The 14,332-nt window shown below is 57.1% G+C and carries 17 protein-coding genes and 1 other annotated feature; of the genes, 4 read left to right on the forward strand and 13 right to left on the reverse strand.

All coding sequences use genetic code 11. The annotated features are described in order from the left end of the window. The first annotated feature begins 6 nt into the window (after positions 1 to 6). Genes chuS through D5066_RS00885 form a run of 4 tightly spaced genes read left to right on the forward strand, consistent with a single transcriptional unit; the run spans position 7 to position 3,617 of the window. Positions 7 to 1,035 carry a hematinate-forming heme oxygenase ChuS gene (gene chuS / locus D5066_RS00870; RefSeq protein ID WP_119914774.1) on the forward strand — a complete coding sequence of 343 codons (1,029 nt, stop codon included), beginning with the start codon at positions 7 to 9 and terminating at the stop codon, positions 1,033 to 1,035. Beyond that, a complete protein-coding gene (locus D5066_RS00875; protein ID WP_119914775.1) occupies positions 1,032 to 1,853 on the forward strand; it encodes a heme/hemin ABC transporter substrate-binding protein in 822 nt (273 codons plus the stop codon). The genes chuS and D5066_RS00875 overlap by 4 nt, the downstream gene beginning before the upstream one ends. Next, on the forward strand, positions 1,853 to 2,845 hold the full coding sequence (locus D5066_RS00880; protein WP_119914776.1) for a FecCD family ABC transporter permease: 993 nt from the start codon (positions 1,853 to 1,855) through the stop codon (positions 2,843 to 2,845). The genes D5066_RS00875 and D5066_RS00880 overlap by 1 nt, the downstream gene beginning before the upstream one ends. Then, entirely contained in the window at positions 2,838 to 3,617 is a 780-nt protein-coding gene (locus D5066_RS00885) for a heme ABC transporter ATP-binding protein (RefSeq protein WP_119914777.1), read from the forward strand. The genes D5066_RS00880 and D5066_RS00885 overlap by 8 nt, the downstream gene beginning before the upstream one ends. Here D5066_RS00885 and selO read toward each other — a convergent pair. The 13 genes from selO to infC all read right to left on the reverse strand — a co-directional run bounded on the left by selO (position 3,614) and on the right by infC (position 14,330). Beyond that, positions 3,614 to 5,056 carry a protein adenylyltransferase SelO gene (selO, locus tag D5066_RS00890; protein ID WP_119914778.1) on the reverse strand — a complete coding sequence of 481 codons (1,443 nt, stop codon included), beginning with the start codon at positions 5,054 to 5,056 and terminating at the stop codon, positions 3,614 to 3,616. The two genes, D5066_RS00885 and selO, sit on opposite strands and share 4 nt — an antisense overlap. A gap of 61 nt (positions 5,057 to 5,117) precedes the next feature. Beyond that, a complete protein-coding gene (locus tag D5066_RS00895) occupies positions 5,118 to 5,834 on the reverse strand; it encodes an EAL domain-containing protein (protein ID WP_119914779.1) in 717 nt (238 codons plus the stop codon). A gap of 293 nt (positions 5,835 to 6,127) precedes the next feature. After that, positions 6,128 to 6,592 (reverse strand): C40 family peptidase, encoded by a 465-nt coding sequence (locus D5066_RS00900; protein ID WP_119914780.1) that lies wholly within the window; start codon positions 6,590 to 6,592, stop codon positions 6,128 to 6,130. 74 nt (positions 6,593 to 6,666) lie between these two features. Further along, positions 6,667 to 7,422: a vitamin B12 ABC transporter ATP-binding protein BtuD gene (btuD, locus tag D5066_RS00905; protein WP_119914781.1), complete on the reverse strand. Its 756-nt coding sequence runs from the start codon at positions 7,420 to 7,422 to the stop codon at positions 6,667 to 6,669. Then, a complete protein-coding gene (locus D5066_RS00910) occupies positions 7,422 to 7,973 on the reverse strand; it encodes a glutathione peroxidase (protein ID WP_023311298.1) in 552 nt (183 codons plus the stop codon). Before D5066_RS00910 ends, btuD begins: the two co-directional genes overlap by 1 nt. Positions 7,974 to 8,007: 34 nt before the next feature. Further along, positions 8,008 to 8,988, reverse strand: a complete 981-nt coding sequence (gene btuC / locus D5066_RS00915) for a vitamin B12 ABC transporter permease BtuC (RefSeq protein WP_119914782.1) — start codon at positions 8,986 to 8,988, stop codon at positions 8,008 to 8,010. 102 nt (positions 8,989 to 9,090) lie between these two features. Next, positions 9,091 to 9,390, reverse strand: a complete 300-nt coding sequence (gene ihfA / locus D5066_RS00920; protein WP_003857805.1) for an integration host factor subunit alpha — start codon at positions 9,388 to 9,390, stop codon at positions 9,091 to 9,093. A gap of 4 nt (positions 9,391 to 9,394) precedes the next feature. After that, positions 9,395 to 11,782, reverse strand: a complete 2,388-nt coding sequence (pheT, locus tag D5066_RS00925; protein ID WP_119914783.1) for a phenylalanine--tRNA ligase subunit beta — start codon at positions 11,780 to 11,782, stop codon at positions 9,395 to 9,397. 15 nt (positions 11,783 to 11,797) lie between these two features. Next, positions 11,798 to 12,781 (reverse strand): phenylalanine--tRNA ligase subunit alpha, encoded by a 984-nt coding sequence (pheS, locus tag D5066_RS00930; protein WP_020884406.1) that lies wholly within the window; start codon positions 12,779 to 12,781, stop codon positions 11,798 to 11,800. Positions 12,782 to 12,843: 62 nt separating this feature from the next. After that, positions 12,844 to 12,968, reverse strand: a sequence feature (Phe leader region). Beyond that, positions 12,919 to 12,963 carry a pheST operon leader peptide PheM gene (gene pheM, locus D5066_RS22885; protein WP_123912837.1) on the reverse strand — a complete coding sequence of 15 codons (45 nt, stop codon included), beginning with the start codon at positions 12,961 to 12,963 and terminating at the stop codon, positions 12,919 to 12,921. (Overlaps the previous feature by 45 nt.) A gap of 117 nt (positions 12,969 to 13,085) precedes the next feature. After that, complete coding sequence (gene rplT / locus D5066_RS00940) at positions 13,086 to 13,442, reverse strand: 50S ribosomal protein L20 (protein ID WP_000124850.1); 357 nt, start codon at positions 13,440 to 13,442, stop codon at positions 13,086 to 13,088. Positions 13,443 to 13,492: 50 nt separating this feature from the next. Continuing rightward, positions 13,493 to 13,690, reverse strand: a complete 198-nt coding sequence (rpmI, locus tag D5066_RS00945; protein WP_001124225.1) for a 50S ribosomal protein L35 — start codon at positions 13,688 to 13,690, stop codon at positions 13,493 to 13,495. A gap of 97 nt (positions 13,691 to 13,787) precedes the next feature. Further along, a complete protein-coding gene (gene infC, locus D5066_RS00950; RefSeq protein WP_023616141.1) occupies positions 13,788 to 14,330 on the reverse strand; it encodes a translation initiation factor IF-3 in 543 nt (180 codons plus the stop codon). Between the last annotated feature and the right edge of the window lie 2 nt (positions 14,331 to 14,332).

The following is a 14,332-nucleotide window of genomic DNA, read 5'->3' on the forward strand; positions in this document are numbered from 1 at the left end:
GAGACAATGAATCACTACACACGCTGGCTTGAGCTAAAAGAAGACAATCCGGGTAAATACGCGCGCGACATCGCAGGGTTAATGAACATCAGCGAAGCGGAGCTGACCTTTGCGCGCGTGGGCCATGACGCCTGGCGACTGCACGGTGAAATCCGCGAGATTTTAGGCGCGCTGGAAGCCGTGGGCGAAACCAAGTGTATCTGCCGCAACGAATACGCCGTTCACGAGCAGTTGGGCAGATTCACCAACCAGCATCTTAAAGGTCACGCCGGGCTGGTGCTGAACCCGCGCGCGCTGGATCTACGCCTGTTCCTCAACCAGTGGGCGAGCGCGTTCCACATCAGCGAAACCACCGCCCGCGGCGAGCGGCAGAGCATTCAGTTCTTCGATCGTCAGGGCGATGCCCTGCTGAAGGTCTACACCACAGATAACACCGACCTCGCCGCCTGGGGCGACGTGCTGACCCGCTTTATTTTTGCCGATAATCCACCGCTTGAGCTGAAGGCTGCCGATGCGCCCGCTCACGCGGAACACGCAGATGCCGCTCTGGTGGACAAAGAGTGGCGCGCCATGACCGACGTGCACCAGTTCTTCAGTCTGCTGAAGCGCCACAACCTCAGCCGCCAGCAGGCGTTTCGCCTGGTGGGAGATGACCTCGCCTGTAAAGTCGAGAACACCGCGCTGGCACAGCTGCTGGAAACCGCGCGTCAGGACGGGAACGAAATCATGATCTTCGTGGGCAACCGCGGCTGCGTGCAGATCTTCACCGGCTCGGTGGAAAAAGTCGTGCCGATGAAAGGCTGGCTGAACATCTTCAACCCAGCCTTTACCCTGCATCTGCTTGAGGAGACGATCGCGGAGAGTTGGGTGACACGTAAGCCGACGGCTGACGGTCACGTCACCAGCCTGGAGCTGTTTGCCGCCGACGGCACGCAAATCGCCCAGCTTTACGGACAGCGTACCGAAGGCGAACCGGAGCAGAGCCAGTGGCGCAGCCAGATTGACGCCCTGACGCCAAAAGGGCTGGCCGCATGAAAACGTGGTTAGCCCTGCTGAGCGCCCTGCCTCTGGTGGCGTTTGCCGCCGCACAGGAGAAAATTGTCACCCTCGGCGGCGACGTGACCGAGATTGTCTATGCGCTTGGCGCGCAGTCTTCACTGGTCGCGCGCGACAGCACCAGCCAGTGGCCGCAGGCGGCAAACGATCTGCCTGACGTGGGGTATTTACGTCAGCTAAACGCCGAAGGCATTTTGTCCATGCGCCCTACGCTGGTGCTGGCCAGCGCTCAGGCGCAACCGTCGCTGGCGCTAAAGCAGGTTGCACAAAGTCACGTCAGGGTGGTTACCGTTCCCGGCCGCAACGATCTGAGCGTCATTGAGGAAAAGGTTCGCGTGATTGCCGACGCCACGCACCGTGAAGCCGAGGGGGAAACCCTGCGCAATACGCTGCGTCAGGCGCTGGCGGCGCTGCCCTCAGCGTCCCTCAACAAACGGGTGCTGTTTATCCTCAACCATGGAGGAATGACCGCAATGGCCGCCGGACAGCAGACCGGTGCAGACGCCGCCATTCGTGCCGCCGGGCTACAGAACGCCATGCAGGGTTTCACCCGCTATCAGCCACTGTCGCAGGAGGGCGTGATTGCCAGCCAGCCCGATCTGGTGGTGATTTCGCAGGACGGCATGAACGCGCTGGGCGGCGAGGAAAATCTGTGGAAGCTGCCCGGTCTGGCGCACACTCCAGCGGGACGGAACAGGCAGGTACTGGCGATTGATGATATGGCGCTGCTGGGCTTCAGCGTGCGAACGCCGGAAGCCATCCAGCGGCTGCGCGCCAAAGCGGAGCAACTGCCCTGATGTCCCGGCGCATCAACCTGTCGCTATCGATGCTGACTGCGATCCTGAGCATCATGACGCTGGCGGCAACCGGGTTTGGAGCATTACACCTGCCGGTCAGCCTGCTGTGGAGCGGCAGCGATGAGGCGCTGCGTCAGATCTGGCTTACCATTCGCCTGCCCCGCGTACTGCTGGCGCTGGTGATTGGCGGCTCGCTGGCGCTGGCGGGGTGTGTGATGCAGGGACTGTTCCGCAACCCGCTGGCGGACCCGGGTTTGCTGGGGATCAGCAGCGGCGCGGCGCTGGCGGTGGCGCTGTGGGTGGTCATTCCGATCGCGTTACCTGCCCTGATGATGCTGTATGCACCGATGCTTGCGGCGTTCCTTGGCGCACTGGCCGCAACCGTTATGATCTTCCTGCTCAGCCAGCAGCGTAACAGTTCCCTGTCCCGCCTGCTGCTGGTGGGGATCGCCATTAACGCCCTGTGCGGCGCGGCCGTCGGCGTGCTCTCCTGGCTCAGCAATGATGCCCAGCTTCGTCAGCTTTCACTCTGGGGGATGGGCAGTCTCGGTCAGGCGCAGTGGTCCACCCTGCTTGCGGTGACGTCGCTGATGGTGCCTGCGGTTCTGGCTATCTGGCGGCTGGCAGGCCCGCTCAACCTGCTGCAGCTGGGCGAAGAAGAGGCGCACTACCTCGGGGTGGATGTTGCCACGGTGCAGCGGATCCTGCTGCTGTGCAGCGCCCTGCTGGTCGCCGCGGCGGTGGCCGTCAGCGGCGTGATCGGCTTCGTTGGCCTTGTGGTGCCGCACCTGATGCGCATGTGGCTGGGAGCCGACCACCGGGCCGTCGTCCCCGGCTCGGTGCTGGCCGGTGCGCTGCTGTTGCTGGTTGCCGATACGCTGGCGCGCACGCTGGCCGCCCCGGCGGAAATCCCCGTCGGCTTGCTGACCAGCCTTCTCGGCGCGCCGTGGTTCCTGTGGCTTATCTTTCGTCGCGGAGGTACGCATGGCTGAGCGCTATTGTGCAGAGAACATTTTCTTTCACGCCGGACAACGGACGCTGATCGACGACGTTTCGCTTACCCTGTCTCAGGGTGAGCTGGTCGCGCTGATTGGCCCCAACGGTGCCGGAAAATCGACATTATTGCGGCTGCTCACTGGCTATCTCAAACCGGCAAGCGGGCGGTGCACTCTGGCAGGTACGCCGCTTGCGGCCTGGCCGCCGAATACCCTCGCCCGCTACCGGGCGGTGATGCGCCAGAATACACAGCCAGGGTTCGACTGGCCGGTGGAAGCGGTGGTCGGAATGGGTCGTGCCCCGTGGACTCGTATCCCTGAAGCGTCGGTGGTTGAGGAGGTCATGGCAATTACCGGCTGTTTACCGCTGGCGGGCAGGCAGTACGCGGCGCTCTCCGGTGGCGAGCAGCAGCGGATACAGCTCGCCCGCGCGCTGGCCCAGCTCTGGTGCGACGGCGCTCCGCGCGGCTGGCTGTTTCTTGATGAACCCACCTCCGCGCTGGATCTCTATCACCAGCAGCACCTGCTGCGCCTGCTGAAATCCCTGACCCGCCGGGGTCATCTTCACGTCTGCGTGGTACTGCACGATCTGAATCTGGCGTCACTGTGGGCGGATCGTATCCTGCTACTGCATGACGGCAGACTGGTCTCCCGGGGTGCACCGGAAGATGTATTGCAGGCCGGGGAGGTGGCACGCTGGTACGGCGCGCAGGTGCTCGTCGGCAGCCACCCGGCTCACCCCGTGCCGCAGGTGTTTCTTGCGCCCTAGCTTGAGCAGCTGACCTCCAGCCGCTTGCCCCAGTCCGGCGGGCGGCTGACATAGTCATCATCCCGGTCGGCAAACGGCGTGCGCAGCGCCAGGTGCAGGCGGTGTAACTCGTCGTACTCCCCCTGCTCTGCCTGCTCAATCGCCCGCTGCGCCAGCCAGTTGCGCAACACCATCACCGGGTTCGTCGCGTTCATCTGCATCTGCCGCGCGGTGTCGTCTACCTGCTCCTGCTGCAGCCGCGAGCGGTAACCTGCAAACCAGTCGTCAAACGCCTGACGGTCGATAAACTCGTCGCGCAGCGGAGAGGCGGCGCTGTGCTGCTCCGTCTGGCCCAGCATCCGGAAAGTGCGGGTATAGTCGCTTCCCTCACGCGCCATCAGGGCAAACAGGCCGTTGAGGATGTCATTATCGCCTTTCTCCTGAGTCGTCAGCCCCAGCTTATTGCGCATCAGCGTGCCGTATTCCCGCAGCAAAATGTCCTGATAGCTGTCGAGCGCGTCATTCAGGGCATCGACGTCGATAAACGGCGACAAAGTTTGCGCAAGACGCTGCAGGTTCCACAGCCCAACCGCAGGCTGATTGTCAAAGCTGTAACGCCCCTGATAGTCGGAGTGGTTGCAGATGTACCCCGGCTGATAATCATCGAGGAAACCAAACGGACCGTAATCAAAGGTCAGGCCGAGGATCGACATGTTATCCGTGTTCATTACGCCATGAGCAAAGCCTACCGTTTGCCAGCGCGCAATCATCGTGGCGGTACGGGCAACCACGTCACGGAACCAGAGAACGTATTTATCCGCCTCATCCTGCAGGTGCGCCCAGTGGTGGCGAATGGCGAAGTCGGCGAGCTGGCGAACCTTGTCCGGCTCGCGGCGATAGTAAAAGTGCTCAAAATGTCCAAAGCGCAGATGGCTTTGCGCAATGCGCATCAGCATCGCCCCTTTTTCTACCGTTTCGCGCACAACCGGCGTGTCGCTGGTGACGATCGACAGCGCGCGCGTAGTAGGAATGCCCAGCGCATGCATCGCTTCGGATGCCAGGCTCTCGCGAAGAGTTGAACGCAGCACCGCGCGCCCGTCGCCCATGCGTGAATAAGGGGTAAGACCCGCGCCTTTCAGGTGCCAGTCAACCGTCTCCCCGTTGGGAAGCCGCTGTTCGCCGAGCAGGATCCCCCTGCCGTCGCCCAGCTGTCCCGCCCAGACGCCAAACTGGTGTCCGCTATAGACCTGAGCCAGAGGCTGCATACCGGCGAGAAGCGTTTCACCTCCCCAGACGCCAGCGCTCTCAGAACGCTGAAACAGGTCGGGTGGAATGGCCAGTTCTTCGGCCAGCAAATCGTTATGCCAGATAAGACGTGAATTATGTAACGGTGTTGGTTTGAGTGCGGTATAAAAGCCGGGCAACTCGTCATGCCAGTGAGCAGTAAAAGACAGGGTCATAAGTCCTCCTGCTTTTAGTGTAGAGGGTTTACCCGGACTTAAACACGGGCGAAAGGCAGGGTTATCGCTGCTGAACCAGCGTGGTAACGTGCTCCGCAGACACGGCAGGCCAGAGCGCGCCCTGCATGGCGCCAAAATTGAAGGACAGAACGCGCTGCAGCAGACCGTGGTCGTCGATGCCGGAGACAATCACCGACTGGCAGTGCGGCGTTATTTGCCAGAGGATAGCGCGCATAAAAGGCTCAAAAGAGAGCTCAGAGGCGCGCTGCTGGATGAACCCTTTATCAAGAATGACCCGTTTAAATAATCCATCATAAACCGCTTTGAGCGATGCGGCGCCTGCACCAAAGTTTGCCAGGACCAGCGGGAAATGGATTGCCATTCTCGCCAGTTGCAGATCGTCCTTTCCGTTATTTAAACTTGGATAGTTCTCATTAACAGTAAACTCAAGAAATGGATAACGCTCAAGGATTGAAACAGCGTTCCCATTACTTAATAAAAACTCAACTATTGCAGGTGTAATATTGATCCATGCAATTAACTGATGCTGAATAAAAAACAGTTTGCAGGTATCAAGCAATTGCAGTTTTTCGTTAAACAGCGCTAACTCTTCCTCCGCTGAAAGCCGGGGGATAACGAGCTCAGTGGGGATCCTCACATCGGTACCGACGCCAGTAAAGTTAACCAGTATTTCTAAACCTTTTAGCTCACCGGCGCTATTACGTGCAGGCAGGAGCATCAGTTCAGACTGGTAAGCATTATCTAGCGTAATAATCATTGCACTCGCCCCGCATTAAAGATGAGAGAGGACATCCTGGAGCAATTGCTGACACAATTCCACTGTCTTGATTTTAATAAGTTTAATTTCATTAGTTCCGTATTAATTTTCAGATTTATCCCTGAATCTAAAATAATCTTATCCTGGTTACCGAATAATAGCCAGTTTTAGATAAAACAGACACATAAGGACGTCGCTAATTTTAGGTAAATTTAACTTTAATCAGCTTAATTGAGAAAAAAACGGCATGGTTTAATAGTTACCATGCCAACATAAAAGACGTGTGCGGCAGACTAAATACGTCGTGCCTGCCAGAAATTTTTACGCCAGTACACATTATCAAGAGAAGAGCGCATCACCCCCCGGCTTGTCGAGGCATGAATAAACTGGTTGTCCGTATCATAAATGCCAACATGAAGGCCGCTTTCACCCGAGCCGGTTTTGAAAAACACCAGGTCTCCGGGCAGCAAATCGTCTTTATCAATTTCTGTGCCGATTTCCGCCTGCTTGCGCGTTTCTCGCGGCAACTTTAAATCGAACTTGTCGCGAAACGTCATCAGGACAAAACCTGAGCAGTCCACGCCGCCGCGGCTCATGCCGCCGTAGCGATAAGGCGTGCCGCGCCAGTTGCTCAGCTGATCGTTAAGGCTGGCAATGACGGTGATAGAATCTGAAAGCCGTGGGTTGGGCGGCGGTGCACGATGGCTACTGCATCCTGCAAGAAAGAGTGCCGCTGTCAGGAGAAACCAGAATCGCATTTTCAGACGAATCCTCTGCTTTTATTGTTCTTTCGGTAATTTAGCGTGCAATCGTGCTAACAGGCAAGAAACGGTTACTCTTGTCCGGTAGAAATCAGCATCTTATGTCCCTCTATATCCAGCCTGCGGAACGCCATATTGTAGGCGCGGGCAAGATTCGGCGGCGTAAGAACCTGCTCCCGCGTACCGCTGGCGATCATCCTGCCGTGCGACAGTAGCCACACCCGGTGGGCGTGACGCAACGTATGGTTCAGGTCATGGCTGCTCATGACCACGGCAATGCCTGCCCGGCTCAGCGCGCTTAACAAATTATCCAGCGCCGCCTGCTGGGCGACATCCAGACCGTTCATCGGTTCATCCAGCAGCAGCATTCGCCCGTGAGGATTGCCTGCGGGGTGGATCTGCAGAACAACCGCCGCCAGACGCACCCGCTGCCATTCACCACCGGAAAGCTGGCTGGCGTGCCGGGAGAGTTTATCTTCCAGCCCTAATGCCGCAGCCACCTCAGCAAGCAGCGCCGTATTCTGTTTGTCGTGCAGGTGCAGCATCAGATAATGCCAGACCGGCATCGCAAAAGGGGGGACCTGCTGCTGAACAAGATAGCTGCGCCGGTGGGCCAGCGAGGCGGGTGACCAGTCAGCAAGGTTATGCTCAAGCAGGACGATCTGCCCTTCCCCGGTCGTCAGGCCCGCCATGCGCGCCAGCAGCGTGCTTTTTCCGGCACCGTTGGGCCCCACCAGATGGAGGATTTCGCCCGTACTGATGGCGCAGGTGATCGGCTCAAGACGCCCCTTCTCGGCGACGTCCGTGAGCTGCATCAGCAGTGACATTATTTCGCCAGCGCCAGCTTGATAGATTCCATAACAATCGGATCTTCAGGCGTCATATCCGGGGAAAAACGCTGAACGACCTGGCCGTCGCGGCCAATCAGGAATTTTTCGAAGTTCCACAAAATGTCGTCCGGATAAAGCGGCGCGCGGCCTTTGCTGGCCATACGTTCGTAAAAACCGCTTCCTTCCGGCGCAACGGCCTTCGGCGCGGCGGCAATCAGCTTCGCATACAGCGGGTGGCGGTCTTCACCGTTGACATCAATTTTGCTGAACATCGGGAACGTCACGCCATAGGTGGTGCTGCAGAAGGTTTTGATCTCTTCTTCGCTGCCCGGCTCCTGGCCCAGGAACTGGTTGCACGGGAAGCCCAGCACGGTAAAACCGTCTTTTTCCCAGGCCTTCTGAATGTTTTCCAGCTGCTCGTACTGCGGCGTCAGGCCGCATTTAGAGGCCACGTTTACGATGAGCAGCACGTTGCCTTTGTAGCCTTCCAGCGTAGTGTTATCGCCATCAATGGTGGTCACTTCAGTATTCAGGATGTCTGACTGCATAGCATTCCCTCAGGTTGTTTTACGGCTAGTTGATTTAACGTCCGGCTTTTAATAGTAGCCAGATAAAGACCGGCGCGCCCAGCGTGGCGGTCACCACGCCGATGGGCAACTCTGCGGCCGTCAGGGCAAGCCGGGCGATGATATCGGCCACCAGCAGCGTAACCGCCCCGGCAACGGCCGAAGCCGGAAGCAAGGTTCGGTGGTCCGTAAAACCGCACAGGCGCAGCATATGCGGGATAACCAGCCCGATAAAGCCAATCGCCCCCGCCAGGGCCACGCTGACGCCGACCAGCCAGCCAATGGCAATCACCAGCACATTACGCCAGAATCCAATCGGCATGCCGAGCTGACGGGCAGAGATTTCCCCCAGCGCGAGCATGTTCAGCGGCTGCGCCTGCAGGGCTGTCCATAAGATGACGGGAACCAGAAGCGCCATCAGCCAGCCCTGGTGCCAGTCAACGCCACCAAAGCCTCCCATCATCCAGTACATCAGCTGGCGCAGGTCAAAAGAGGTCGAGAAGTACATCGCCCAGGTCATCAGCGCGCTACAGATGATCCCCAGCGCCACCCCGGCCAGCAGCAGCCGGCTGGTCGACAGGTGCCGTCTGGCGAAGCGCAGGAGGATCAGCGTGATCAGCAGTGCGCCGAGAATGGCGCTCAGGCTAATTCCCCAACCAGAGAGCTCTCCCCCGCCCAGCATCACCGCCGCAATCAGCCCGACGCCTGCACCGTTCGAAACCCCGAGAAGCCCGGGCTCCGCCAGCGGATTTTCAAACAGCGCCTGCATAATGGCACCCGACAGTGCCAGCGCAGCGCCGACCAGGATCACCGCAACGGTGCGCGGCAGACGAATTTGCCAGACGAAAAGCTGCCCGTCGGGGCCGAGCCAGCTTTCAGGCCCGATCCAGCTGTCACCCGCGCAGAGACTCACGCCTGCGGCGAGAATGAGCAGCAGCACCAGCAAAAGCAGGCGACGCCGGTCGGAACGGTGCTGGCGATGAGCATAATCAAGCATGTGTACGGTTTGTTAGCGAGTGATGTAATTGATTTTACGGCGGGTTTGCCGGAGAGCGCAAAGAAAAAAGGCCGCGTGGGCGGCCTTTTTAGTTAGTTCATATTACTCTGCTTTGGGCGTTGCGTTTTCGACACGGCTTTTTAACTTCTGGCCGGGTCTGAAGGTCACCACGCGGCGGGCTGTAATGGGAATATCTTCCCCCGTCTTCGGGTTACGGCCCGGACGTTGGTTTTTGTCTCGCAAATCAAAATTGCCAAAACCGGAGAGTTTTACCTGCTCACCATTTTCCAGAGCACGACGGATCTCTTCGAAAAACAGCTCTACCAGCTCTTTGGCATCCCGTTTGCTAAGCCCAAGCTTATCAAACAGATATTCTGACATTTCAGCTTTTGTAAGCGCCATAGGTTCAATCCCTCAATGATGCCTGGAATCGCTCTTTTAATGCCTCTACACATTTGGCGACGGTAGCGGCAATCTCCTCTTCTTCGAGTGTACGGCTGGTATCCTGAAGGATCAGGCTGATAGCGAGGCTCTTGAAACCTTCTGCTACGCCCTTGCCGCGGTACACGTCAAATAAGTTTACGCCAACTACCTGATTTACGCCAACTTTCTTACATTCGGCCAAAATATCTGCTGCGGGCACGTTTTCAGCGACCACAACCGCGATATCACGGCGGTTCGCCGGGAAGCGGGAGACGTCCTGCGCCTGAGGAATGACGCGGTCTGCGACCGGGCTCCACTCCAGCTCGAACACGATGGTACGACCGTTCAGGTCCAGTTTACGTTCCAGCTCTGGGTGCACAACACCAATGAAACCAACGCGTTTGCCGTCTAAATAAATCGCCGCACTCTGGCCCGGATGCAGGGCCGGAATCGCTTCTGCACGGAATTCAATTTCGGATAATTTACCGGTCAGATCGAGAATGGCTTCCAGATCGCCCTTCATATCGTAGAAATCAACCGTCCCTTTTGCCAGGTCCCAGTGCTCTTCATAGCGGTTACCGCTGATGGCGCCAGCCAGCATGAGATCCTGACGGATGCCTAAATTTGCCTGATTATCTGGCACAAAGCGCAAACCGCTTTCGAAAATTCGCACGCGGTTTTGCTGGCGATTCTGGTTGTAAACGATAGTGCCCAGCAGGCCCGTCCACAGGGAAAGACGCATCGCGGACATTTCGCTGGAGATTGGGCTTGGCAGGATCAGCGCTTCCTGACCTGGGTGGATCAGCTGCTGCAGCTTAGGATCCACGAAGCTGTAGGTGATCACTTCCTGGTAGCCTTTGTCGTTCAGCATGGTTTTCACACGCTTCAGGGACAGGTCGGCTTCACGGTGGGTGCCCATCACCAGACCGGCCTGTACAGGCTCGTCAGGGATGTTGTTGTAGCCATAAACACGGGCCACTTCTTCCACCAGATCTTCTTCGATCTCCATGTCGAAACGCCAGGATGGCGCAACGGCTTTCCACTCGTCCTGGCCTTCGGTCACTTCGCAGCCCAGACGCGTAAGGATGTCGGTCACCTGCGCATCGGCAACGTGGTGGCCAATCAGGCGATCCAGCTTGCTGCGGCGCAGGGTAATGGTGGCGCGCTTCGGCAGCGTAGCTTCGTTGGTAACGTCGATAACCGGGCCCGCTTCACCGCCGCAGATGTCGATCAGCAGGCGGGTTGCACGCTCCATCGCTTTGTACTGCAGCGCCGGGTCAACGCCACGCTCGTAGCGGTGAGACGCATCGGTATGCAGGCCGTGACGGCGCGCGCGGCCGGTGATGGAAAGCGGGCTAAAGAACGCGCATTCCAGCAGGACGTTTTGCGTTTCGTCGTTGACGCCAGAGTGTTCGCCGCCGAAGATACCGCCCATCGCCAGCGCTTTGCTGTGGTCAGCAATCACCAGAGTGTCGGCGTTCAGTTTGGCTTCAGTGCCGTCCAGCAGCACCAGGGTTTCACCCTCTTTCGCCATGCGCACAACGATGCCGCCGTCGATACGATCTTTATCGAACGCGTGCATTGGCTGGCCCAGCTCAAGCAGAACGTAGTTGGTGACGTCAACCACGGCGTCGATAGAGCGGATACCACAGCGGCGCAGCTTCTCTTTCATCCACAGCGGGGTTGGCGCTTTCACGTTGATGCCTTTCACCACGCGACCGAGGTAGCGCGGGCACGCGTCAGCAGCGTCAACCTGAATCGGCAGCACGTCAGTGATGGTCGCTTCAACCGGCGCAATCTCCGGCGCGTTCAGCTCGGTCTGGTTCAGCACGGCCACGTCGCGGGCCACGCCGATAATGCCTAAGCAGTCGGCACGGTTTGGCGTGACGCTGATTTCGATGGTGTTGTCATCAAGCTTCAGGTATTCGCGGATATCGGTACCGACTGGCGCATCCAGCGGCAGCTCAATGATGCCGTTGTGATCGTCGGAAATACCCAGCTCGGAGAAGGAGCACAGCATGCCTTCAGACGGCTCACCGCGCAGCTTAGCCGCTTTGATTTTGAAGTCACCCGGCAGCACGGCACCCACGGTCGCCACGGCCACTTTCAGACCCTGACGGCAGTTTGGCGCGCCGCAGACGATGTCCAGCAGGCGGTCACCGCCGACGTTCACTTTTGTCACACGCAGTTTGTCAGCGTTAGGATGCTGACCGCACTCGACCACTTCACCCACCACGACGCCGTTGAAGGCACCGGAAACCGGCTCAACGCCATCAACTTCCAGGCCCGCCATGGTGATCTGGTTAGAAAGCGCTTCGCTGTCCAGCGTGGTATTCACCCACTCGCGTAACCACAGTTCACTGAATTTCATTGTTCTGTCCTGCCCTTATTTAAACTGTTTGAGGAAACGCAGATCGTTTTCGAAGAACGCACGTAAGTCGGTCACGCCGTAGCGCAGCATGGTCAGACGCTCCATGCCCATACCGAATGCAAAGCCGGAGTACACTTCTGGATCGATACCCACGTTGCGCAGCACGTTTGGATGCACCATGCCGCAGCCCAGCACTTCCAGCCATTTGCCGTTTTTGCCCATCACGTCAACTTCCGCAGACGGTTCAGTGAACGGGAAGTAGGACGGACGGAAACGAACCTGCAAATCTTCCTCAAAGAAGTTGTTCAGGAAATCGTGCAGCGTGCCTTTCAGGTTGGTGAAGCTGATGTTTTTATCAACAATCAGACCTTCCATCTGGTGGAACATTGGGGTGTGGGTCTGATCGTAGTCGTTACGATACACACGGCCCGGCGCGATGATGCGGATTGGCGGTTCCTGCTCCTTCATGGTACGGATCTGAACGCCGGAGGTCTGTGTACGCAGCAGACGCGTCGCGTCGAACCAGAAAGTGTCGTGGTCAGCGCGTGCCGGATGATGGCCAGGAATGTTCAGGGCGTCGAAGTTGTGGTAATCATCTTCGATTTCCGGGCCAGTCGCCACGGTAAAGCCGAGCTCACCGAAGAAACTTTCAATACGATCGATGGTACGGGTGACAGGGTGCAGACCGCCGTTTTCAATACGGCGACCCGGCAGAGAAACGTCGATGGTTTCCGCTGCCAGACGCGCATTCAGTACCGCGCTTTCCAGCTCGGCCTTACGTGCGTTCAGCGCCTGCTGAACCTGCTCTTTGGCTTCGTTAATCACCGCACCCGCTGCCGGGCGTTCTTCTGGCGGCAGTTCACGCAGGGTTGTCATTTGAAGGGTCAGGTGCCCCTTCTTCCCAAGATATTCGACGCGGACATTGTCTAACGCGGCAACATCTGAGGCCTGATTAATGGCGGCTGTTGCACTGGCAACCAGCTCTGCGAGATGTGACATGATTTTCCTCATTATGTCGGTGCAGACACCGATTTGGTGGAGTTATTCTCTCAAATTCAGGCACAAAAAAAGCCTCCATCGGGAGGCTTATCTGGCGCTGTTTTTCGTTTCATCTTTCACGCGCTAGCCTCCTGGTATCAGGTGCTAAAGTAAAAGAAGAAGCGGAAAATAGCAGCATGCATGCTTGCGTTACCTTGTGTGGTAAAAACCGTTAAGACCTTATTGAAAAGCCTGCACGGATAAATGTCAATCTTCTGATGGCGTTAAATGAAAAGAGGGAGCCAGGCCCCCTCTCTCAACTGGCTTATGCCAGTGCTGCTTTCGCTTTTTCGACCAGAGCGGTGAACGCTACTTTGTCGAATACTGCGATGTCAGCCAGGATCTTACGGTCGATTTCAACAGAGGCTTTTTTCAGGCCGTTGATGAATTTGCTGTAAGAAATACCGTTCTGACGTGCTGCTGCGTTGATACGCGCAATCCACAGTTGACGGAACTGACGCTTACGCTGACGACGGTCACGGTAAGCGTACTGACCTGCTTTGATAACAGCCTGGAAGGCAACGCGGTATACGCGTGAACGCGCACCGTAGTAGCCTTTAGCTTGTTTCAAAATTTTCTTGTGACGTGCACGTGCAATTACACCACGTTTTACGCGAGCCATGTGTGCTCTCCTGTATCTATTCTAAGTTAAAAAAGTTAAACGTTAACGACTTATGCGTACGGCAGGCACGCGATGACCAGGCCCAGATCGCCTTTAGAAACCATGGCTTTTGGACGCAGGTGACGTTTACGCTTGGTAGCTTTCTTAGTCAGAATGTGACGCAGGTTAGCGTGCTTGTGCTTAAAACCACCTTTACCGGTTTTTTTGAAGCGCTTAGCAGCACCGCGTACGGTCTTAATTTTTGGCATTTTAATAACTTCCACTTCGCATTGTTAAATAAACGAAACATAGGCGAACAAAACCTATGGGGCCCGAAGGCTCCACAGATTTTGCTGCTTGAAGGCCTTACTGTTTCTTCTTAGGAGCGAGCACCATGATCATCTGGCGGCCTTCGATCTTCGTAGGGAAGGATTCGACTACTGCCAGTTCACTCAGATCGTCACGGACGCGGTTAAGCACTTCCATACCAATCTGTTGGTGGGCCATCTCACGACCGCGGAAACGCAGTGTGATCTTGGCCTTATCGCCATCTTCCAGAAAGCGAATCAGGCTGCGGAGTTTTACCTGATAATCGCCATCGTCGGTACCAGGGCGGAATTTGATTTCCTTAACCTGGATAACTTTTTGCTTCTTCTTCTGTTCCTTAGAAGACTTACTCTTTTCATAAAGGAACTTGCCGTAGTCCATGATACGACAAACTGGCGGTTCGGCGTTAGGGCTGATTTCAACTAAATCTACTCCAGCTTCTTCAGCCTTTTCGATCGCTTCTCTCAGACTCACAATCCCCAGCTGCTCGCCTTCCAGACCTGTTAAGCGAACTTCCTGGGCGCGAATCTCGCCATTGATACGATTCGGACGTGCCGTTTGAACTCGTTTTCCGCCTTTAATAC

The sequence above is a fragment of the Enterobacter chuandaensis genome, assembly GCF_003594915.1.
In the GTDB taxonomy this organism is placed as follows: domain Bacteria; phylum Pseudomonadota; class Gammaproteobacteria; order Enterobacterales; family Enterobacteriaceae; genus Enterobacter; species Enterobacter chuandaensis.